The 20,307-nt window shown below is 70.0% G+C and carries 14 protein-coding genes and 1 pseudogene; 7 read left to right on the top strand and 8 right to left on the bottom strand.

Going from position 1 to position 20,307, the window contains the following annotated elements; all coding sequences use genetic code 11:
• Positions 1-4 precede the first annotated feature (4 nt).
• Complete coding sequence (locus J4Z35_RS09430) at positions 5-1,024, top strand: aminoglycoside phosphotransferase family protein (protein ID WP_260852921.1); 1,020 nt, start codon at positions 5-7, stop codon at positions 1,022-1,024.
• A 20-nt stretch (positions 1,025-1,044) separates the two neighbouring features.
• Here J4Z35_RS09430 and J4Z35_RS09425 read toward each other — a convergent pair whose 3' ends face one another.
• Together J4Z35_RS09425 and J4Z35_RS09420 are read right to left on the bottom strand one after the other, a co-directional pair.
• Complete coding sequence (locus tag J4Z35_RS09425) at positions 1,045-1,437, bottom strand: VOC family protein (protein ID WP_074039196.1); 393 nt, start codon at positions 1,435-1,437, stop codon at positions 1,045-1,047.
• Positions 1,438-1,668: 231 nt separating this feature from the next.
• On the bottom strand, positions 1,669-2,454 hold the full coding sequence (locus J4Z35_RS09420) for a glycerophosphodiester phosphodiesterase (protein WP_074039197.1): 786 nt from the start codon (positions 2,452-2,454) through the stop codon (positions 1,669-1,671).
• 276 nt (positions 2,455-2,730) lie between these two features.
• Between J4Z35_RS09420 and J4Z35_RS09415 the strand changes: the two genes are divergently transcribed.
• On the top strand, positions 2,731-4,659 hold the full coding sequence (locus J4Z35_RS09415; RefSeq protein WP_074039198.1) for a BCCT family transporter: 1,929 nt from the start codon (positions 2,731-2,733) through the stop codon (positions 4,657-4,659).
• A gap of 76 nt (positions 4,660-4,735) precedes the next feature.
• On the opposite strand, the gene J4Z35_RS09410 is transcribed toward J4Z35_RS09415, so the two are convergent.
• Entirely contained in the window at positions 4,736-5,518 is a 783-nt protein-coding gene (locus J4Z35_RS09410; RefSeq protein WP_074039199.1) for an IclR family transcriptional regulator, read from the bottom strand.
• 153 nt (positions 5,519-5,671) lie between these two features.
• Here J4Z35_RS09410 and hutH point away from each other — a divergent pair, with 153 nt between their 5' ends.
• The 5 genes from hutH to hutI all read left to right on the top strand — a co-directional run bounded on the left by hutH (position 5,672) and on the right by hutI (position 12,918).
• The gene (hutH, locus tag J4Z35_RS09405; RefSeq protein ID WP_074039514.1) at positions 5,672-7,234 is read left to right on the top strand and encodes a histidine ammonia-lyase; all 1,563 of its coding nucleotides are present in this window, start codon (positions 5,672-5,674) and stop codon (positions 7,232-7,234) included.
• Between the two features lie 102 nt (positions 7,235-7,336).
• Positions 7,337-8,992 carry a urocanate hydratase gene (gene hutU / locus J4Z35_RS09400; RefSeq protein ID WP_074039200.1) on the top strand — a complete coding sequence of 552 codons (1,656 nt, stop codon included), beginning with the start codon at positions 7,337-7,339 and terminating at the stop codon, positions 8,990-8,992.
• Positions 8,993-9,092: 100 nt separating this feature from the next.
• A complete protein-coding gene (locus J4Z35_RS09395; protein WP_074039201.1) occupies positions 9,093-10,334 on the top strand; it encodes an allantoate amidohydrolase in 1,242 nt (413 codons plus the stop codon).
• Complete coding sequence (locus J4Z35_RS09390; RefSeq protein ID WP_074039202.1) at positions 10,331-11,746, top strand: formimidoylglutamate deiminase; 1,416 nt, start codon at positions 10,331-10,333, stop codon at positions 11,744-11,746. The genes J4Z35_RS09395 and J4Z35_RS09390 overlap by 4 nt, the downstream gene beginning before the upstream one ends.
• On the top strand, positions 11,743-12,918 hold the full coding sequence (gene hutI / locus J4Z35_RS09385) for an imidazolonepropionase (RefSeq protein ID WP_074039203.1): 1,176 nt from the start codon (positions 11,743-11,745) through the stop codon (positions 12,916-12,918). Before J4Z35_RS09390 ends, hutI begins: the two co-directional genes overlap by 4 nt.
• Before the next feature lie 89 nt (positions 12,919-13,007).
• Here hutI and J4Z35_RS09380 read toward each other — a convergent pair.
• The 5 genes and pseudogenes from J4Z35_RS09380 to J4Z35_RS09360 all read right to left on the bottom strand — a co-directional run.
• Positions 13,008-14,354 (bottom strand): annotated as a pseudogene (locus tag J4Z35_RS09380) (UDP-N-acetylglucosamine 1-carboxyvinyltransferase); the annotation flags it as partial.
• A 306-nt stretch (positions 14,355-14,660) separates the two neighbouring features.
• Entirely contained in the window at positions 14,661-16,790 is a 2,130-nt protein-coding gene (locus J4Z35_RS09375; RefSeq protein ID WP_074039205.1) for a 3-hydroxyacyl-CoA dehydrogenase NAD-binding domain-containing protein, read from the bottom strand.
• Positions 16,790-18,007: a thiolase family protein gene (locus J4Z35_RS09370; protein ID WP_006945282.1), complete on the bottom strand. Its 1,218-nt coding sequence runs from the start codon at positions 18,005-18,007 to the stop codon at positions 16,790-16,792. The genes J4Z35_RS09375 and J4Z35_RS09370 overlap by 1 nt, the downstream gene beginning before the upstream one ends.
• A 227-nt stretch (positions 18,008-18,234) precedes the next feature.
• Positions 18,235-19,614: an HRDC domain-containing protein gene (locus tag J4Z35_RS09365; RefSeq protein WP_006945306.1), complete on the bottom strand. Its 1,380-nt coding sequence runs from the start codon at positions 19,612-19,614 to the stop codon at positions 18,235-18,237.
• Positions 19,615-19,617: 3 nt separating this feature from the next.
• A complete protein-coding gene (locus tag J4Z35_RS09360; RefSeq protein ID WP_006945278.1) occupies positions 19,618-20,199 on the bottom strand; it encodes a DUF3000 domain-containing protein in 582 nt (193 codons plus the stop codon).
• Positions 20,200-20,307 lie beyond the last annotated feature (108 nt).

Genomic DNA, 20,307 nt, shown 5'->3' with positions numbered 1-20,307 from the left:
CGTGGTGAAGTCACCCGAGCTTCCTGTTCTCCCCGGCTCTGATCAGGTCGCGCCCGCGAGCGCGATCTGGAGCAGTGAGACGTGGCGCTGGGAGGCCGTGCGCTGGATGGACGCGGCCCTCGCGCGGCGCGGTCTCGAACGTGTGCCGACGACGCCGTTGCAGCCGCGGGTGCGTCCCTGGTCGACGTTGCTCGTCGCCGAGACGACCGATCAAGGGCGCGTGTGGTTCAAGGCGACGAGCCCGGAGATGAGCCCCGAGGCCGCCATCCTGCGCGCGTTGCGTTCCGTCGCGCCCGACGCGGTTCCGGTCGTGTGGGCCGACGACCCCGAGCGCGGCTGGCTGCTCATGCCCGATCAGGGCCCGGTGCTGCGTGACGTCCAGCGTGACGACGACGCCGTCAGCCTCATGTCGTCCGTGGTGCGACGCTACGCGCGACTGCAACGCTCGTCGACGCGGGTCCTCGATCAACTGCGCGACGCGGGCGTGCCCGACATGTCGCCGCGCGAATCGGCTCGCCGGTGGCAACGCCTTGGGCTCAAACCCGACACGACACGTGAGGTGCGCCGCGCCGCTCAGCGGCTCGACGCCGTCGGGTTGCCGCTCACCATTCAGCACGACGACCTGCACGCCGGCAACGTCTTTGCCGACGGCACCTCGGCGGGCGCTCACGACGCGCGCATCTTCGACTGGGGTGACGCGAGCGTCGGCAACCCGCTGTGCTCGCTGCTCGTCCCGCTCGAGCGCATCTGCGAGGGCCTCGACGACGACGCCGCCCGCGCAGCCCGTGAGCGCATCATGCGCGCCTACCTCAGCGTGTGGAGCGACGTCGTCTCGAGCACTGCGCTGAGCGCAGCCGTCGACGACGCCCTGCTCATCGCCCGGGTCGGGCGCGTCTTCACGTGGCAGCGCGCCCTGACGCGCGCGAGCGCCGACGAGCGGCACGCGTGGGGTGTGCACGGACGCCGGTTGATCGCCGAGATCAACCGTTCCCTCGGGCATGCGCCCGAGCCGTCGCACGACTGACGCATCGCGCTCGCGAGCCGTCAGGGCTCGGGCGTCAGCACCTCGACGCGGTTGCCGAACGCGTCGCGGCAGTGGAAGCGTTCGTAGCCGTCGAGGGTGTGGCGCTCGGCCCAGTTCACGTCGAAACCGGCGTCCTCGATGCGCGCGGCAAGGGCCTCCAGGGCAGCTGTCGATTCGACGACGAGGGCGGGGTGGGCCTTCTTGGCGGGGACGAACGGTTCGTCGATCCCGAGGTGGATCTCGGCGGCGACGGCGCCGTCGGCAGCGAACGCGCGGAACCACGCGCCGCCGCGCTGTGCGAGCACGCCGGGTTTGGCGACCTCGTCGAGGCCGAGGGCATCGCGGTAGAAACGTCGGGCGTCGTCCTCGCGACCCTCGGGCATCGAGACCTGGACATGATGCAACGTGAGCATGAGGCGCCTTCCGGTGAAAGTATCTTGACGTAAAGATACTTTCGCCGGATACCCGCCGTGTCAACGATTCTCGACGGTCGCGACTCAGCGATCGCGCCTCGCCACTTCGGCGCACTCCCAACCACGTGCGTCCAGCACACCGCACCTGGCCTCTGCACGGCCACGCCATCAAAGACGAGGTCCGCGCTGCAGGCTGACGAAACCAGGCGATCGCCCGTCGAGCCGCTCTGCTCAGCCCCATCCACCCCGTTCGACGAGGACGTCCTTGAGCACGTCGGCGCGGTCGGTGATGAGGCCGTCGACGCCGAGGTCGAGCAGACGCTCCATGTCGGCGCGCTCGTTGACCGTCCACACGTGGACGTCGAGCCCGGCGCCGTGCAGGACGCGCAGGAGTCTCGGCGTCAGCACGCGCAGGCGGCCCTGACGTTCGGGGATCTGCACGGCGTCGATGCCGTGCGCAAGGCGCGCGACGAGGGGCGAACCGAGCACCGGCAGGTGCGCCGCGAGCCACAGCGCGGTGGTGCGCGACTGCCCTGGCGATGAACGGACCGGTCGCGTCAGGCCGGCGAGGACGGCTCGGCGCCGCGCGTCGGAGAAGGAGGCGATGCGGACGCGATCGTGCGCGCCGCACCGTTCGATGCACTCGATGAGCGGTGTGACCGCGCCGGCCGATTTCACGTCGATGTTGACGCACACCTGCGGCAGTTGCGTCAGCAATTCCTCGAGTCGCGGGATCGGCTCGTGCCCGGCGATGCGCGCCCGTGCGACCACCTCCCATGGCAGGTGCGCGATCGCGCCGGCCCCGTCGCTCGTGCGGTCGAGGGTCGTGTCGTGGAAGGCGACGAGCACCCCTTCGACGGTCGCGTGCACGTCGGTCTCAACCCACCGGTAGCCGAGCTCGGCGGCAGCGCGGAACGCCGCCATCGAGTTCTCCAGCGCATGCGAGGTGCCACCGGAGAAACCGCGGTGGGCCAGGGCGACGGGCCCCGACGCGAGATGCGAGGTTGCCTTGGTCATGAGCAGCGGTCCTCACGTGCGACGGGAGACGAAACGGGTTCCCGCATCGTGCCACAGTCAGGCGTCCGGGGCGCTCATTCGGCATCGCGGGCATCAGCAGTGTTCGGTCGACAGGCGGCATCGTCCAGCACGCACGGTCGCGGCAGACCACCGCGGACCGAACTCGATCGCGAGCAGATCCGACCGGGTACCGGCCAGTAACAACTTGAGATGTGGCCTGCGATCCGGAAGAGTCGTGACTTCCGACCGCACGATGGACACCAGGGAGGACATCGCATGCAAGACGAAGAACCGAAGGCCGACGGCCCGCCGGGCGCCACCCCGGCAACGGCGATCACCGACGACAGCGCTGCGCCGGAGACGGAGGCCGCAACCCCGCAGACACCCGAGGAAGCGGCGCGCCACGAGGGCGAGTCGTCGGACCCGCTGCCCTCCGATCTGTCTGACGCCGCGCAGATCGCCGAGGACGACGACGATGAGGTCATCGCAGAGAAGTTGCGACGCCAGGGCGTGCGCCTCGGCAAGGGCGGAGTCGCGCCACGCGTCTTCTGGCCGGCACTCATCGTCATCCTGGCGGTGGCCGTGCTCGGCGTCGCCTTCCCCGACGGCACCGGTGAGGTGCTGACGAACATGCAGTCGTGGATCGTCACGAACTTCGGCTGGTACTACATGCTCGTCATCGGCGGGTTCATCGCCTTCGCCGCCTTCATGGGTCTCAGCCGCTACGGCTCGATCAAGCTCGGCAACGACGACGAGAAGCCCGAGTTCGGGGTCTTCTCCTGGTTCGCGATGCTGTTCGCCGCGGGCATGGGCATCGGCCTGGTCTTCTACGGCGTCGGTGAGCCACTCACCTACGCGACGACGATGCCGAAGCCCGGCTGGCCCGAAGGCGAGGCCGAGCGTTCACAGCTCGCGATGGCGCAGACCTTCGTCCACTGGGGTCTGCACCCGTGGGCGATCTACGCCGTCATCGGGCTGGCCCTCGCGTACGCGATCCACCGTCGCGGCCGCCCCATCTCGATCCGGTGGGCTCTCGAGCCGATCCTGGGCGAGCGCGTCAAGGGTTGGATGGGCGACCTCGTCGACATCCTGGCCATCTTCGGCACCGTGTTCGGTGTCGCGACGTCGCTGGGTCTCGGCGTGCAACAGATCGCCTCCGGTCTGAAGTCCATCGGCATCCTCGACAGCACGGACAACACGATCCTCGTCATCCTCATCGTGTGCATCACGTTCCTGTCGACGCTGTCGTGTGTCTCCGGCCTCGGCAAGGGGATCAAGTGGCTGTCGAACATCAACCTCAGCCTCGCCGGTCTGCTGCTCATCTCGGTGCTGCTGCTCGGCCCGACGCTGTTCCTGTTCCAGAACCTCACCGAGGCGCTCGGCGTCTACCTCGCCAACGTGCTCGGCATGACCTTCGACGTCGGTGCCTACACGGGGGAGAAGGGCGCTGACTGGAACTCTGCGTGGACGATCTTCTACTGGGGCTGGTGGATCAGCTGGGCGCCGTTCGTCGGCGTCTTCATCGCCCGCATCTCCCGCGGGCGCACGATCCGCGAGTTCATCGCCGGCACGCTTCTCGTGCCCACGCTCGTCGGGTTCGTCTGGTTCGCCGTCATGGGCGGCGCCGGCATCCACCGTCAGCTCTTCGGTGACGGCGGTCTCGTCGACAAGACCGACGGTGTCGTCGCGGAGAAGGTGCTGTTCACGGTGCTGCAGGACCTGCCGCTCGGGCAAGTGCTGTCCGTCATCGCGATCCTGCTCGTCGCCGTCTTCTTCATCACCTCCTCCGACTCGGGTTCACTCGTCGTTGACATGCTCGCCTCCGGTGGTCACCCCAACCCGCCGACGTGGTCGCGTGTGCTGTGGGCCCTCATGGAAGGTGCCATCGCCATCGGCCTGCTCCTCGCCGGCGGGCTCAAGGCGCTGCAGGCGGCGTCTCTCGCGACGGCATTGCCGTTCAGCGTCGTGCTCGTGCTTATGTGCGTCGCGACGTTCAAGGCGGTGCGCTATGACTACCGCCGTCGTGAGGAGAAGGAGTTCCTCGGTCGCGTCGAGTACGTGCGTCAGGAGTTGCAGTCGAACTTCGACGAGCACTTCGGCCGCCAGGTCGACCACCGCGTCGACAACCGCATCGACTACCGCATCAGTCGAACGACGGGCCCGTGGCGCGGCGGCAAGCACGCCAAGGACGACGGGCGCTCCTGAGCAGCGCGCCGTTCGCCCGAGGCCCCCGTGGAGTTCACCTCCACGGGGGCCTCGCGGCGTTCAGCCCCGCAATCATTCACCCGTTCAATCGGCGAGTGAGGGCCTGCGCGCTCACTCGACACGCCGCGACGAACCGATCGTGTCGCTCGGCCGGATCCTCGCCGTGGCGCGCGAGACGCCCCTCGTCCCACGTCACCGCGAGGCTCGCGGCCGGTAGCTCGTTGTGGTCTAGCACCGCGCACCCCACGGACGCAAAGCCCTCCGTCACCGAGCCGTTCTCCCAGGCATGGCCGCGTTGGCGCACCTGCGTGAGTTGTGAGCGCAGCTCCTTGAGCGTCCCCGGCGCATTGCCGTTCTCACGGCGTCGGACGAGGTCGTCGCTGCGCGGAAACAGCGCACGCACCTGCGCAGCGGGCAGGGCCGCGAGAATCGCAAGGCCACTCGCCGTCACGGTCGCGGGCAGCCGCACGCCGACGTCGGTGACGAGTGGCGGCACCCCGAGCGGTCGCTCCTCGAGCACGTACACGACGTCGCGCCCGTGCAGGACGGCGAGGTGCGCGCAGGCCCCCGTCCGCTCCGCGAGGTCGGTGACGATGCTCTGCGCCGCGCGCTGCAGCGGCGCCTGACGCCGGTAGGCCGAGCCAAGCTCGTGCGCGGCTGGCCCCAACCCCCAGCGTCGTGTCCCCTCGTCGTGCGTGACGAACCCTGCGGCGCGCAGCACGCCGAGCAACTTGTAGACGGACGAGCGGGGCAGGTCGAGCTCACGGGCGAGAGCCGCCGCCGGTGCGGGCGAGGGGCGCGCGGCGATGCGCTGCAAGAGCGCGAGGACGTGCTCGGCGGCGGGGACGTACGACGACATGCGCCCAGTGTCTCGTATCCGAGACAAAAAGCGCGTCCTGGGTCACGCACGAGTGTGGTCACGGGCGAAGGTGGTGTCATGACGAACGCCTCGATGCCTCAGCACCACCACGACCCCGCCGCGACGCCCGGCGCCGGCGTCACGCCCCCTGACATGAGCGCTGCCTGCGAGGTCGAGGTCGGCATCGGCGCCCTCAGCATCGACGACGTCGTCGCCGTCGCCCGCCATGACGCGCGCATCGTGCTCAGCGAGGCGAGTCGCGCGGAGGTCGCGAAGAGCCGCGCGATCATCGACGCCCTCGCCAACGACCCGGTGCCGCACTACGGCATCTCGACCGGTTTCGGTGCGCTCGCGACGCAGCACATCCCGCTCGAGAAGCGTCAGCAGCTGCAGCGCAGCCTCGTCGCCTCGCACGCCGCGGGCAGCGGTGAACCGGTCGAGTGCGAGGTCGTGCGCGCGCTCATGCTCCTGCGCATCTCGACGCTCGCGACCGGGCGCACCGGCATCCGTCCCGAGACGCTCGACGCGTATGTCGCGATGCTCAACGCCGGCATCACCCCGGTCGTGCGCGAGTACGGCTCGCTCGGTTGTTCCGGCGACCTCGCGCCGCTCGCGCACTGTGCGCTCGCGCTCATGGGCGAGGGCGAGGTCGTCGACGCCGCCGGCCACCTGACGAACGCCGAGAACGCGCTGCGCGCCGCCGGCGTCGAGCCCGTCCAGCTGCAGGAGAAGGAGGGCCTGGCGCTCATCAACGGCACCGACGGCATGCTCGGCATGCTGTGCCTCGCCATCGCCGATCTGCGCATGCTCTTGACGAGCGCCGACGTCGCCGCCGGCCTCAGCGTCGAGGGCCTGCTCGGCTCGGACGCCGTCTTCGCCGACGACCTGCAGCAGCTGCGCCCGCACCCCGGCCAGGCGCGCTCGGCAGCGAACCTGCGCAAGGTGCTCGCGGGCAGCGGCATCCGCGAATCCCACCGTGAACCGGGCGCCTGCACCCGCGTGCAGGACGCCTATTCGCTGCGCTGCTCGCCACAGGTCATCGGCGCGGCCCGCGACACCCTCGAGCACGCGACGACCGTCGCGAACCGCGAGCTCGCGGCCGCCGTCGACAACCCCGTCGTGACGCTCGACGGCCGCGTCGAGTCGAACGGCAACTTTCACGGAGCACCCGTCGCGTACGTCCTCGACTTCCTCGCCATCGTCATCGCCGACGTCGCGTCGATGAGTGAGCGCCGCACCGACCGCTTCCTCGACGTCGCCCGCAACCACGGCCTGCCGCCGTTCCTCGCCGACGACCCGGGCACCGACTCGGGCCTCATGATCGCGCAGTACACGGCCGCGGGCATCGTCAGCGAACTCAAGCGGCTCGCGAGCCCCGCGAGCGTCGACTCGATCCCGAGCAGCGCGATGCAGGAGGATCACGTCTCGATGGGCTGGGCCGGCGCCCGCAAGCTGCGTCGGGCCGTCGACGGTCTCGCCCGCGTCCTCGCCATCGAGACGCTGACGGCGACGCGCGGCATCCAGCTGCGCGCACCGTTGACGCCCGGGCCGGTCGCGGCCGCCGTCATCGACGCGCTGACGGACGAGGGTGGCCAGCCCGCCGGCATGCCGGGGCGGGATCGCTACCTCTCGCCGGAGATCGAACGCGCCGTCGCGCTCGTCAAGAGTGGCGCCGTCCGTGACGCCGCCGCCCGAGCCGCGGGCTCGCTCGACTGACGCGTCCTGGACGGTTGCTCACGCACACCAGCGGGCGATCGTCCCTCCGCCCTCCGCATCGACCCACCCGCAGTTCCGCCGAATCAGACCGAGGAGCACCCCATGGAAGGCGCCCGTCCCGTCCGCGCACCCCGCGGCACCCAGTTGAACGCTCGCAGCTGGGCCACCGAGGCCCCCTTGCGCATGCTCATGAACAACCTCGACCCGGAGGTCGCCGAGCGCCCCGACGACCTCGTCGTCTACGGCGGCACCGGCCGCGCCGCACGTGACTGGCGCAGCTTCGACGCGATGGTGCGCACACTCGAGACGTTGAAGGCCGACGAGACGATGCTCGTGCAATCGGGCCGGCCCGTCGGCGTCATGCGGACGCACGAGTGGGCGCCGCGCGTGCTCATCGCGAACTCGAACCTCGTCGGCGACTGGGCTACGTGGCCCGAGTTCCGCCGCCTCGAGCAGATGGGTCTCACGATGTACGGCCAGATGACGGCCGGGTCGTGGATCTACATCGGCACCCAGGGCATCCTGCAGGGCACGTACGAGTGCTTCGCGGCGATCGCCGAGCGCACGTTCGGCGGCACCCTCGCGGGCACGCTGACGCTCACCGGCGGCTGCGGCGGCATGGGCGGCGCCCAGCCCCTCGCCGTCACGCTGAACGGTGGCACGTGCCTCATCGTCGACGTCGACCCGGCGCGTCTTCACCGCCGCGTCGAGCACCGCTATCTCGACGAGATCGCCGACGATCTGGACGACGCCATCGACCGCGCCGTCGCCGCTAAGAACGCGAAGAAGGCCGTGTCAATCGGCGTCGTCGGCAACGCCGCCGAGGTCTTCCCGGAGCTGCTGCGCCGCGACGTGCCCATCGACATCGTCACCGACCAGACGAGCGCGCACGACCCGCTGAGCTACCTGCCGATCGGCATCGACGTCGCCGACTGGTTCGAGTACGCCGCGAAGAAGCCCGAGGAGTTCACCGAGCGAGCGCAGGAGTCGATGGCGCGTCACGTCGAGGCGATGGTCGGTTTCCAGGACAAGGGCGTCGAGGTGTTCGACTACGGCAACTCGATCCGCGACGAGGCGCGCCAGGGCGGTTACGGCCGCGCGTTCGAGTTCGAGGGCTTCGTGCCGAAGTACATCCGCCCGCTGTTCTGCGAGGGCAAGGGCCCGTTCCGCTGGGTGGCGCTCTCGGGCGACCCGAAGGACATCTACGCGACGGACGAGGCGGTGCTCGACCTGTTCCCGGACAACGAGCGCCTGCACCGCTGGATCAAGGGCGCCCGCGAGAAGGTGCACTTCGAGGGCCTGCCGGCGCGCATCTGCTGGCTCGGCTACGGCGAACGCGACAAGGCCGGCCTGCGCTTCAACGACATGGTCGCGAACGGCGAGGTGAGCGCCCCCATCGTCATCGGGCGCGACCACCTCGACTGCGGCTCTGTCGCCTCGCCCTACCGCGAGACGGAGGCCATGCAGGATGGCTCCGACGCCATCGCCGACTGGCCGCTGCTCAACGCCCTCGTCAACACGGCGAGCGGCGCGAGCTGGGTCTCGCTGCACCACGGCGGCGGTGTCGGCATCGGACGCTCGATGCACGCGGGGCAGGTCTCCGTCGCGGACGGCACGCCGCTGGCCGCGCAGAAGCTCGCGCGCGTGCTGACGAACGACCCCGGCATGGGTGTCATCCGCCACGTCGACGCCGGCTACGACATCGCCGAGAACATCGCCGCCGAGCGCGGCGTACGCATCCCGATGAGCGAGGGCTGAGCGGCACGACGTCGGACGCGGGGGCGTGGCGTGCTCGGCATGCCCCGCCCCGCTTCCGAGCCGGACATGTCCGATGACGACGAGGACCCGGAGGATTTCGATGACCGAGCGCACGTTCGAGGGCCTGTGGGCCGACCTCGCCCCGGTGGGGCGCGACAAGCACAGTGGCGGATACCGCCGATTCGCCTGGAGCCGTGAGGATTCCACGCTCCGCGAATGGTTCGGCGGCGAGTGTGAAGCGCTCGGTCTCGACGTCGTCGAGGACCGCGCAGGCAACCAGTGGGCGTGGTGGGGCGACCCGGATCGGACGCCTGGCGTCGCCACCGGATCGCACCTCGACTCGGTGCCCGACGGCGGAGCGTTCGACGGACCCCTGGGCGTCGTCTCGTCATTGCTCGCGGTGCGCCGACTCAAGGAGTCGCGGTTCGCGCCCGCGCGCCCGATCGGTGTCGTCAACTTCGTCGACGAGGAGGGCGCGCGCTTCGGCGTCGCCTGCGCGGGCTCGCGCCTCATCACCGGAGCGCTGACGGCCGAGCGCGCCCTCGGCCTGCGCGACACCGACGGTGTCACGATGGCACAGGCGTGGGAGCGCGCTGGGCGTGAGCCGTCGGATCTCGGGCGGGACGACGCGGCCCTCGCGCGCCTCGCGTGCTTCGTCGAGGTGCACGTCGAACAGGGGCGGGCCCTCGTCGACCTGCCCCGTGACGCAGCGGGCGATCCGTTCGGCGCCGCCGCAGCGGTCGGCACCGACATCTGGCCGCACGGACGGTTTCGCGCCGACCTGCCCGGGCGCGCCGACCACGCCGGGACGACGGCGCTCGGCGACCGCGACGACGCGCTGGTCAAGGCCGCCCGGTTCATCGAGCAGGTGCGGGCGGCGGCCACCTCGCGTGACGACGGTGCCGCGCGCCGCGTCGTCGCGACCGTCGGAAAGCTCGACGTCACGCCCGGCGGCATCAACGCCATCGCCTCCCACGTGACGGCGTGGGTCGACGCTCGCGGCGTCTGCGAGGACGACGTGCGCGCCGCGATCGACGAGATCGCAGGTCGCGCAGCGGAACTCGGTGGCGAATGGCGGGAGGAGTCATGGACGCCGACGACCCCGTTCGACGCCGACCTCGTCGCGCGCGTGCACCGCACGCTCGGTGAGGGTGTGCCGATGCTCGGCACCGGCGCCGGCCACGACGCCGGCATCCTCGCCAACCACGGCATCCCCAGCGTCATGTTGTTCGTGCGCAACCCGACGGGCACGTCGCACTCGCCCGAGGAGTTCGCGCAGACCGACGACTGCCTGCGCGGCGTCGACGCACTCGTCCGCGTGCTCGAGGATCTCGCGTCATGACCATCTACCACGTGCCGTTCGCGCACCTGCCCGACGGCCTCGCGCGCGACGTCCGACTCGTCGAGGAGGACGGGCGATGGGTCGAGGTGACGGCGAATGCGTCACCGAGAGATGGGCTGTCGGGTGGATCGACGGGTGGGGCGCCGAGTGGCGTGTCCGCTGACGACGCATCCTCGGACGACGTGATCAGGCTCGAAGGGGTCGCACTCCCCGGTTTCGCGAACTGCCACAGCCATGCGTTCCACCGCGCATTGCGGGGGCGCACGCATGACGATGGCGGCACGTTCTGGACCTGGCGTGAACGTATGTACCGCGTTGCGGCGCAGCTCGATCCGTCGACATACCTCGCACTGGCGCGCGCCGTGTACGCCGAGATGGCGCTGGCCGGCGTCACGGCGGTGGGGGAGTTCCACTACGTCCACCACCGCCCCGACGGCACGCCCTACGACGACCCGAATGCCATGGGTTCTGCGCTGCGTCAAGCGGCCCGCGAGGCCGGCATCCGGCTCACGCTGCTCGACACGTGTTACCTCCACGGAGGCCTCGACACCGATGGCCACGCCGCGATGAGCGCTGAGCAGCAGCGCTTCAGCGACGACTCCGTCGAAGCCTGGGCGCGGCGTCACGCGCAGTTGCGGGAGGACGCACTCAGTGACGAGAACACCGTGGTCGGCGCGGCCGTTCACTCGGTGCGCGCTGTCGCTCGCGACGAACTGGCGGACGTCGTCGCCGCGACGCCGGGGGAGATCCTCCACGCCCATGTCTCCGAACAGCCTGCGGAGAACGCCGCGGCACTGGCCCACTACCAGCGCACGCCCGTGGGTCTGCTCCACGAGGCCGGCGCACTGAGCGAGCGCTTCTCCGCCGTCCATGCGACGCATCTGAGCGACGACGACGTCTCGACGCTCGCCCGCGCGGGCGCGACGGCCTGCTTCTGCCCGACGACCGAACGCGACCTTGCCGACGGCATCGGGCCGGCCGTTGCACTGTACGACGCGGGCGCGCGGCTCAGCCTCGGCAGCGACCAGCACGCCGTCATCGACATGTTCGAAGAAGCCCGCGGCCTCGAGATGCACGAGCGGCTGACGAGCAACGAGCGCGGCCGCCTGAGCCCGCGCGACCTGCTCTCGGCGGCGACGCGGCAGGCGAGCATCGGCTGGGCGGACGCCGGCGAGATCGTCATCGGCGCACGCGCCGACCTCGTCGCCGTCAATGCCGAATCCCCGCGCACCGCAGGCTGTTCGCCTGACCAGATCCTGCTCGCCGCGATTGCGCAGGACGTCACGGACGTCATCGTCGACGGACGCGTCGTCGTGCGCGGCGGGTGCCACCGCCTCGAAGAGACGCTCGCGCCCGGCGGCATCGGGCGGCTCCTGCACGACGCCATCGACCCCTTCTGGAGGCAGACATGACGACGACGCTCGTCACCGGCATCGCCGAACTCGTGACGAACGACCCGCAGCAGGCCCGCGCTGGCGCGAGCGAGGACGAGCGCCTGCTCGGTCTCCTCACCGACGCGGCGATCGTCGTCGAAGACGACCGCATCGCCTGGGTCGGCGAGTCGCGCCGAGCGCCGGACGCCGACCGCCGCGTCGACGTCGACGGCGCCGCACTGATGCCCGGCTTCGTCGACAGCCACGCACACCTCGTCTTCGACGGCGACCGCTCGGCCGAGTTCGCCGCCCGCATGGTGGGCGAGCGCTACGACGGGGGCGGGATCGCCACCACGGTGGCCGCCACCCGCGACGCTGACGACGACCGCCTCACCGCGCTGGTCGCGCGGCGCATCGCCGAGATGCGCGCGCAGGGCACGACGTGCGTCGAGGTGAAGTCGGGCTACGGGCTGACGGTCGAGGACGAGGCACGAGCGCTGCGCATCGCCCGCGAGTTCACGCCGGAGACGACCTATCTCGGTGCCCACGTCGTGCCGAGCGGCAGCGATCGTGCCGCCTACGTCGACCTCGTCTGCGGCGAGATGCTCGAGGCGTGCCGCCCGTACGCTCGCTGGGCCGACGTGTTCTGCGAGCCGGGCAGTGCTCACGCCTTCGACGGCGACGAGAGCGCGACGATCCTGCGGGCCTGTCGAGACGCGGGGCTCGAACTGCGTGTCCACGGCGGCCAGCTCGGCGAGGGACCGGGCGTCCAACTCGCCGTCGAGCTCGGTGCGGCGAGCGTCGACCACTGCACCTATCTGTCGGCGAGTGACGTTGCGGCACTGGCCGATTCGTCGACCGTCGCGACACTTCTGCCGGGCGTCGAGTTCTCGACCCGTTCGCCCTACCCGGATGCGCGGCGCCTCATCGACGCGGGCGTCAGCGTCGCCATCGCGACCGACTGCAACCCGGGCACGTGCTACTCCGACTCGATGCCGTTCATGATCGCCCTCGCCGTGCGCGAGATGGGCATGAGCGCCGCCGAAGCCGTGTGGGCTGCGACGGCCGGCGGCGCGCAGGCGCTGTGGCGCGACGACGTGGGCGTCATCCGCCCCGGTGCGCGCGCCGACCTCGCCGTTCTCGACGCGCCCAGCCACCGTCACCTCTGCTACCGACCGGGCGTGCCGATCGCGCGGACGCTGGAGGTCTGAGGAACGCCGGCCCCAGACATGACGAAGCCCGCCCGGTACGCGACCGGGCGGGCTTCGTCATGGCATACCGCGCAGGCAGCCGTCGAGCATTAGTCCTGGAAGCTCGTGATGTCGGCGCCGAGGGCGTTGAGACGCTCGTCGAGCTCCTCGTAGCCACGGTTGATGACATAGATGTTGCGCAGCGTCGAGGTGCCGGGGCAGGCGAGCATGCCGAGCAGGATGACGACGCCGGGGCGCAGCGCGGGCGGGCACATGACCTCGGCGGCGCGCCACTTGGCGGGGCCTTCGATCATGACCCGGTGCGGGTCCATGAGGTGCACCGTCGCACCGATCTTCGTCAGCTCGTTGAGGTAGATCGCGCGGTTCTCGTACACCCAGTCGTGGATGAGCGTCTTGCCCTCGGCGCACGCAGCGATGACGGCGAAGAACGGCAGGTTGTCGATGTTGAGGCCGGGGAAGGGCAGCGGGTGGATCTTGTCCGTCGGCGCCTTGAGCGGGCCCGGCTTCGTCGTGATGTCGACGAGGCGCGTGAAGCCGTTGTCCGAGGTGTACTCGTCGCTCATCTCGTACTGGAAGCCCATCTCCTCGAGGATGGCCAGTTCGATCTCCATGAACTCGATCGGCACGCGCTTGATCGTGATCTCGGACTTCGTGACGATGGCGGCTGCGATGAGGCTCATCGCCTCGATCGGGTCCTCGCTCGGGAAGTACTCGACGTCCTCGTTGATCTCGGCGACGCCGGTGATCTTGAGCGTCGTCGTGCCGATGCCCTCGATCGTCACGCCGAGCTTCTCGAGGAAGAAGCACAGATCCTGGACCATGTAGTTGCTCGAGGCGTTGCGGATGATCGTCGTGCCCTCGTAGCGGGCTGCGGCGAACAGGGCGTTCTCGGTGACGGTGTCGCCGCGCTCGATGAGGACGATCGGCTTCGTCGGGCGGATCGAGTTGTTGACCTCGACGTTGTAGTACCCGTCCTTCGCGACGACCTCCATGCCGAACGCGCGCAGCGCGTGCAGGTGCGGCTCGACGGTGCGCGCACCGAGGTCGCACCCGCCGGCGTTGGGCAGCTCGAACGAGTCGAACTCGTGCATGAGCGGGCCGAGGAACATGAGGATCGTGCGGGTGCGGCGCGCCGCGACCTCGTCGATCGTCGACAGGTCGATCTTGGCGGGCGGCGTGATCTCGAGGTCGCTCGTGCCCGGCAGCCAGCGCGTCTGCACGCCGATGGAGTCGAGCACCTCGGTGATGCGGTTGACCTCTTCGATGCGCGCGAGGTTGCGCAGCGTCGTGCGCCCCTTGTTCAGCATCGCGGCGCACAGGCAGGCGACGGCGGCGTTCTTGCTCGTGCGCACGTCGATAGACCCGGACAGCTGCTTGCCGCCGATGATCCGAAGGTTCAGGGGCGCGTTGCTGGACACAGTGACAATCTCCGAATCAGTTGGTGCAGATGAACCCATCACGCCGAGGTGTGACGAGCGGCGACGCGACCCGGGGGCACGTCACGCGTCGGCGGGAAGAACACTGCGGTTCACCCCGTCATTCCCACGCGCACCGGTGCGAGCCGGCCGACCGGGCCCTGTGGCCGGTCGCGGTTCGCCGATGCGCAGCGATTCAACGATGGTATGCCACCGCCGCGAGCGCCCCGAATCATCGCGGTCGGCGTGTCGAGACGCGGGCGCGGGGCGCACCCCGTCAAGAGGTACGCCCCGCGTGGGCGGCTCACGCCGCCGTCAGGACCGCGATCAGCGGGCGACGCTCGCGGCGCCCTTCGGCAGGAAGCGCTGACCGGTGACCTTCTCGGCGATGCCGGTGCGGTCGAGCAGCGGCGTCACGCCACCGTTCCAGAACGGGAAGCCGGCGCCGGTGATCATCGCGAGGTCGATGTCCATCGGGGCCGCGACGACCTCCTCGTCGAGCATGCGACGGGTCTCGTCGGCCAGTGCCGACAGGGCCTGCTCGCGCACCTGCTCCTCGGTGAGCACCTTCGCGTCCGCCGGCTTGCTGAACTTCTCGAAGATCGAGTCGTCGAGCTTGCCGTCGGCGCCGTAGAAGCTCGGGATCTTCTCCTCGACGACCTTCGCGAGGTTCGGCGAGACGTAGAAGCGCTCCGGGAAGGCGCCGTGCAGCGTCTCCGAGTTGTGCAGCGCGATGGCGGGGCCGACGAGCGAGATGAGCATGAACGGCGGCATCGGGGTGACACCGGCGAACGCCTTCTCGACGACCTCGACGGGCGTGCCCTCATCGACGATCTTGCCCGCCTCGCCCATGAACCGGCCGAGGAGGCGGTTCACGACGAACGAGGGGGAGTTCTTCACGAGGATGCACGTCTTCTTCAGCGACTTGCCGGTGGCGAACGCCGTGGCGAGCGTCGCGTCGTCCGTCTTCTCGCCGCGGATGATCTCCAGCAGCGGCATGACGGCGACGGGGTTGAAGAAGTGGAACCCGACGACCCGCTCGGGGTGCTTCAGGTCCGCTGCCATCTCGGTGATCGACAGCGAGGAGGTGTTCGTCGCGAGGACGCACTCGGGCGTGACGATCTGCTCGACCTCGGCCCAGACGCTCTTCTTGACACCCATCTCTTCGAAGACGGCCTCGATGACGAAGTCGGCGTCCGCGAAGCCGTCCTTGCTCGTCGAACCCGTGATGAGGCCCTTGAGACGGTTCGCCTTGTCCTGCGAGATGCGGCCCTTGGCGAGCAGCTTGTCGATCTCGTCGTGGACGTAGCCGACACCCTTGTCGACGCGTGCCTGGTCGAGGTCCGTCATGATGACGGGCACGTCGAGGCGGCGGATGAACAGCAGCGCCATCTGGCTGGCCATGAGACCGGCGCCGACGACGCCGACCTTCGTCACCTTGCGCGCGAGCGCCTTGTCCGGCGCACCAGCGGGTCGCTTCGCACGCTTCTGGACGAGGTTGAACGCGTACAGACCGGCGCGCAGTTCGTCGCTCATGATGAGGTCGCCGAGCGCCTGGTCCTCACCGGCGAAGCCCTGCGCCCGCGTGTTCGTGCGGGCGGCCTCGACGAGGTCGATGGCGCGCAGCGGAGCGGGGGCGGCGCCACCGGTCTTCTGCATCGTGAAGGCGCGGGCCTTGTCGCACGCGGCCTTCCACGCGGCCTCGTCCTTGTTGACCTCCGGGCGCTCGACCTTCTTCTCGCCGCTGATGACGGCGGCCGCGAAGGCGAGGGAGTCCTCGAGGAACGTGACGGGGGCGAGCAGCTCGTCGGCGACACCCAGCTTGAACGCCTGGGCACCCGTCGCCATCTTGTTGTTGCTCAGCGGGTTCGTGATGATGAGCTGCAGCGCGTTCTCCACGCCGATGAGGTTCGGCAGCAGGTACGTGCCGCCCCAGCCGGGCACGAGGCCGAGGAAGCACTCGGGCAGCGAGTAGGCGGGCACGTCGGCGCTCATCGTGCGGTAGTCGCAGTAGAGACCGATCTCGACGCCACCACCCATCGATGCGCCGTTGACGAACGCGAACGTCGGCACGTCGAGGTCGGCGATCTTCGAGAAGACGCGGTGACCCTGCTCGGCGATGTCGACGGCCTGCTCACGGTCGGTGATCGACGGCAACGCCATGAGGTCGGCGCCGACGGCCATGATGAACGGCTTGCCCGTCACACCGAAACCGACGATCTCGCCCTTCGCGGCGCGCTCGGCGGCGGCGTCGACGGCCTTCTCCAGCTCCGCGAGGCCCTGTGGGCCAAAGCTGTTCGGCTTCGTGTGGTCGAAGCCGTTGTCGAGGGTGACGAGCACGAACGTCCCGGCGCCCTTGCCGTCGGTCGACGGCAGCGTGATGTCCTGGCTGAGGGCGTGCGTGACGACCTCGGCGCGCGCGTTCTCGGCGCTCGACTGAGTCTGGTTGTCGCTCATCAGGCCGTCTTCTCCTTGCCGTAGTCAGGGTGGTTGGGGTTCTCCCAGATGACACAGCCACCCATGCCGATGCCGATGCACATCGCGGTGACGCCGTAGCGCGCCTCGGGGTGCTCGGCGAACTGGCGCGACAGCTGCGTCATGAGACGCACGCCGGAGCTCGCGAGCGGGTGACCCGTCGCGATGGCGCCGCCGTAGGCGTTGACGCGCTCGTCGTCGGCGTCGATGCCGAAGTGGTCGAGGAAGGCCAGCACCTGCACGGCGAAGGCCTCGTTGAGTTCGAACAGGTCGATGTCGTCGATCGTCAGGCCCGCCTTGGCGAGAGCCTTCTCGGTGGCCGGGACGGGGCCGATGCCCATGACCTCGGGGTCGACGCCGACGAACGCGAAGTCGACCAGGCGCATGCCGACGGGCAGGCCGAGCTCCTGCGCGCTCTCCTCGGAGGCGAGGATGCACGCCGTCGCACCGTCGTTGAGACCAGCCGCGTTACCGGCCGTCACGTTGCCGTGCGCACGGAACGGCGTCTTCAGCTTGGCCAGTTCCTCGACGGTCGTGCCGGGGCGCGGCGGCTCGTCGGCCGTGGCCAGGCCCCAGCCCTTCTCGACGTTGCGCGTCGCGACGGGAACGAGATCCTGCTGGATCTTGCCCTCCGCGTACGCCTTCGCGAGCTTGTTCTGGCTGGCGACGGCGAACGCGTCGCAGCGCTCCTTCGTGATCGCCGGGTAACGGTCGTGCAGGTTCTCGGCCGTCTTGCCCATGACCAGGGCGCTCGGGTCGACGAGCTTCTCGGCGACGATGCGCGGGTTCGGGTCGGTGCCCTCACCCATGGGGTGACGGCCCATGTGCTCGACACCACCGGCGATGACGACGTCGTACGCGCCGAACGCGATGCCGGACGCGGACGTCGTCACGGCCGTCATCGCGCCCGCGCACATGCGGTCGATGGCGTAACCGGGCACCGACTTGGGCAGGCCCGACAACAGAGCAGCCATGCGCCCGATCGTCAGACCCTGGTCGCCGATCTGCGTCGTGGCCGCGATGGCGACCTCGTCGACGCGCTCCGGCGGCAGGTTCGGCTGACGGCGCATGAGTTCACGAATGCACTTGATGACCAGGTCGTCGGCGCGGGTCTGGGCGTACATGCCCTTCTCACCGGCCTTGCCGAACGGCGTGCGAACACCGTCGACGAAGACGACCTCATGGAGCGTGCGGGGCACGATGCCTCCCGAAGCTAGACGAAGCTGACGTGCCCAGGCTAACGCGCTTTGTTACCGCTGAGTACGAAAGGGGGTGGATTCGTGCACGGGAGGGGGCTGGGTGAGTCACCCGGCGCTGCGTGCGTCAGTCCTGACTGACCGCACGCAGCGGCACGTGACGCAGCTGCAGCGGGCGTTCGGTGGGCGTGCAGGCACGGCGGGGACCCGTGGGCCGGGCGTGCAGGGCGTCAGCGCGACGGGTGGTCGAGAGCCGCCTCGGCGAGCAGCGGAGCGACGATGTCGCACTGCCACGGGCGAGCTCCGCCGGCGCTCAGCGCCGCGTGCCAGCCGTCCTCGCTCGTGTCGGCGGGCGGTGACCAGATGACGCGGCGCAGCAGATCGGGCGTCACGAGATTCTCGACGGGTACGCGACGCTCCTCGCTGAAGCGCTGCAAGCCGTAACGGACGTCGTCAAGACGCCCGGCCGCTGCCGGGTTCTTGTCATGCCACGCGCGGATCGGCGGGGGAGCCGAGGTTCGCTGCGTCGCCGTCGGCAGCTCGCGGTTCGGCAAGGCGTCGGCGGCCTTCAGCGCCGCGAGCCAACGCTCGCCGTAGCGCGCGAGACCCCGGTGCGCAGGACGCGGACGGCGGCGTCGCGCGGAACCGTCACCGACGCGCGGGCGGATGGCGGGCGGGCCGACGAGGCCGGAGGTGTCGTGCGGGTTGCGTCGTGCGAGGTCGATGATGAGGGCGTCGGGCAAAACGCGCCCGGGCGTCGTGTCGCGGCGTTGCGCGATGTCCTCGCGCGTCTGCCACAGGGCGCGAACGCGGGCGAGCTGACGCAGATCACGCAGGGCGTGCAGGCCGGACGTGCGTCGCCACGGCTCCTTCTTCGGCGTCGGGCCCTCGAAGTCGAGCAGTGCCTCGAACTCCTGACGCGCCCACTCGGCCTTGCCCTGCGCCTCGAGGTCAGCGGCGAGCGCGTCACGCACCTCGACGAGCCGCTCCACGTCGAGCGCCGCATAGACGAGCCAATCGTGCGGCAGGGGGCGCGTCGACCAGTCGACCGCCGAGTGCTCCTTCGCGAGCGTCACACCGACGAAGTGCTCGGTGACGGCGGCGAGGCCGACGCGCGGCAGACCCGCGAGACGTGAGCCGAGTTCGGTGTCGAACAGCTTGCGCGGGCGCAGACCGAGGGCCTTGAGGCACGGCAGATCCTGCGTCGCGGCGTGCAGCACCCACTCGGCACTGCCGATCGCGGTGTTGAGGCTGCTCAGATCGTTGAGCGGGACGGGGTCGATGAGCCACGTACCCGCGCCCTCGCGGCGCAACTGCACGAGATAGGCGTCGTTGCCGTAGCGGAAACCCGAGGCGCGCTCGGCGTCGATGGCGACCGGGCCGTGGCCAGCACGAATGGCGGCGCAGCATTCCTTGAGTTGAGCAGCGGTCGTGATGACGTCCGGGACGCCGTCCGCCGGTGCTTCGAGGAGGGGGTACGCAGGCGTTTCCTGCGGTTCCGGGGATTCACTCGAGGAAGAGCGGGCCGATACAGGCTCGGCGCTCGCTCGCCGCGCTGGCGGGGCTTCGTCGCGGTGCGCCGCGGGTCGTGAGGTGGGGGAGTCGTTCATGGATCAGAAGCGCCCGGGAAGCGCCGTCACACCTTCCGGAACGGGGGGCAGACCGGCGACGGTGCACATGAGGTTCGACCAGCCGAGCAGGTGCGCGGCGATGTTCGACTCGTCGGGCGTCCATGACGCACGGACCTCGAGTTCGACGCTGGAGGGGCGCTCGCCGAGACCGCCGAAGCTCTCGTTGACGACACGGGTGACAGTGCCGGCCTCCGCGGAGTAGGTCGCGTCTGCGTCCTTGAGCGATTCGAGGAGCCAGTCCCAACCGACGGCGCCGAGCGCAGGGTCGGTCGCCATCTCGGATTCGAGTTCGGCGCGCGCGAACGTCACGATGCGCCAGGTACCGTGCCACGCCTCGGGGGAGGCGGGGTCGTGCAGCAGGACGAAACGGCCGGTGCCGAGGACGTCGTCAGCGTTCTTGGGGTCGACGACCTCCGCCGAGAACGCGACGGCGTGCGGGGCGATGCGACGCGGCGCGGGCACCTCGGTGAGGTGCACCTGCGGGCGCACGGCGGCGGCCTTGACCGTTTCGACGACGTCGGCGAAATACGTCGCGTCATCGTGCCTCAACGTGTGCATGCCCATGGCGGTAACCCTAGGGGCGTTATCACGCGAAACCTGGGAGCCACGCCGCGCGGGTCGTCAAGGGCCCCGCCCGGACCCATCGGCGATTCCTGTCCCCATCTGCGATTT

Source organism: Dermacoccus sp. NHGro5 (assembly GCF_017565385.1).
GTDB lineage: Bacteria > Actinomycetota > Actinomycetes > Actinomycetales > Dermatophilaceae > Dermacoccus > Dermacoccus nishinomiyaensis.
The sequence above is the reverse complement of the archived record's forward strand: the minus strand, read 5'-3'. Positions and strand labels throughout refer to the sequence as shown.

Bases quoted from the DNA above. Each gene is read 5' to 3' on its own strand.
- hutH (WP_074039514.1), top strand. From the start codon at position 5,672: ATGAGCGCTGCCTGCGAGGTCGAGGTCGGCATCGGCGCCCTCAGCATC.
- J4Z35_RS09420 (WP_074039197.1), bottom strand. From the start codon at position 2,454: ATGACCAAGGCAACCTCGCATCTCGCGTCGGGGCCCGTCGCCCTGGCC.
- J4Z35_RS09415 (WP_074039198.1), top strand. From the start codon at position 2,731: ATGCAAGACGAAGAACCGAAGGCCGACGGCCCGCCGGGCGCCACCCCG.
- J4Z35_RS09360 (WP_006945278.1), bottom strand. From the start codon at position 20,199: ATGGGCATGCACACGTTGAGGCACGATGACGCGACGTATTTCGCCGAC.
- J4Z35_RS09390 (WP_074039202.1), top strand. From the start codon at position 10,331: ATGACCATCTACCACGTGCCGTTCGCGCACCTGCCCGACGGCCTCGCG.
- hutI (WP_074039203.1), top strand. From the start codon at position 11,743: ATGACGACGACGCTCGTCACCGGCATCGCCGAACTCGTGACGAACGAC.
- J4Z35_RS09365 (WP_006945306.1), bottom strand. From the start codon at position 19,614: ATGAACGACTCCCCCACCTCACGACCCGCGGCGCACCGCGACGAAGCC.
- hutU (WP_074039200.1), top strand. From the start codon at position 7,337: ATGGAAGGCGCCCGTCCCGTCCGCGCACCCCGCGGCACCCAGTTGAAC.
- J4Z35_RS09425 (WP_074039196.1), bottom strand. From the start codon at position 1,437: ATGCTCACGTTGCATCATGTCCAGGTCTCGATGCCCGAGGGTCGCGAG.
- J4Z35_RS09395 (WP_074039201.1), top strand. From the start codon at position 9,093: ATGACCGAGCGCACGTTCGAGGGCCTGTGGGCCGACCTCGCCCCGGTG.
- J4Z35_RS09375 (WP_074039205.1), bottom strand. From the start codon at position 16,790: ATGAGCGACAACCAGACTCAGTCGAGCGCCGAGAACGCGCGCGCCGAG.
- J4Z35_RS09410 (WP_074039199.1), bottom strand. From the start codon at position 5,518: ATGTCGTCGTACGTCCCCGCCGCCGAGCACGTCCTCGCGCTCTTGCAG.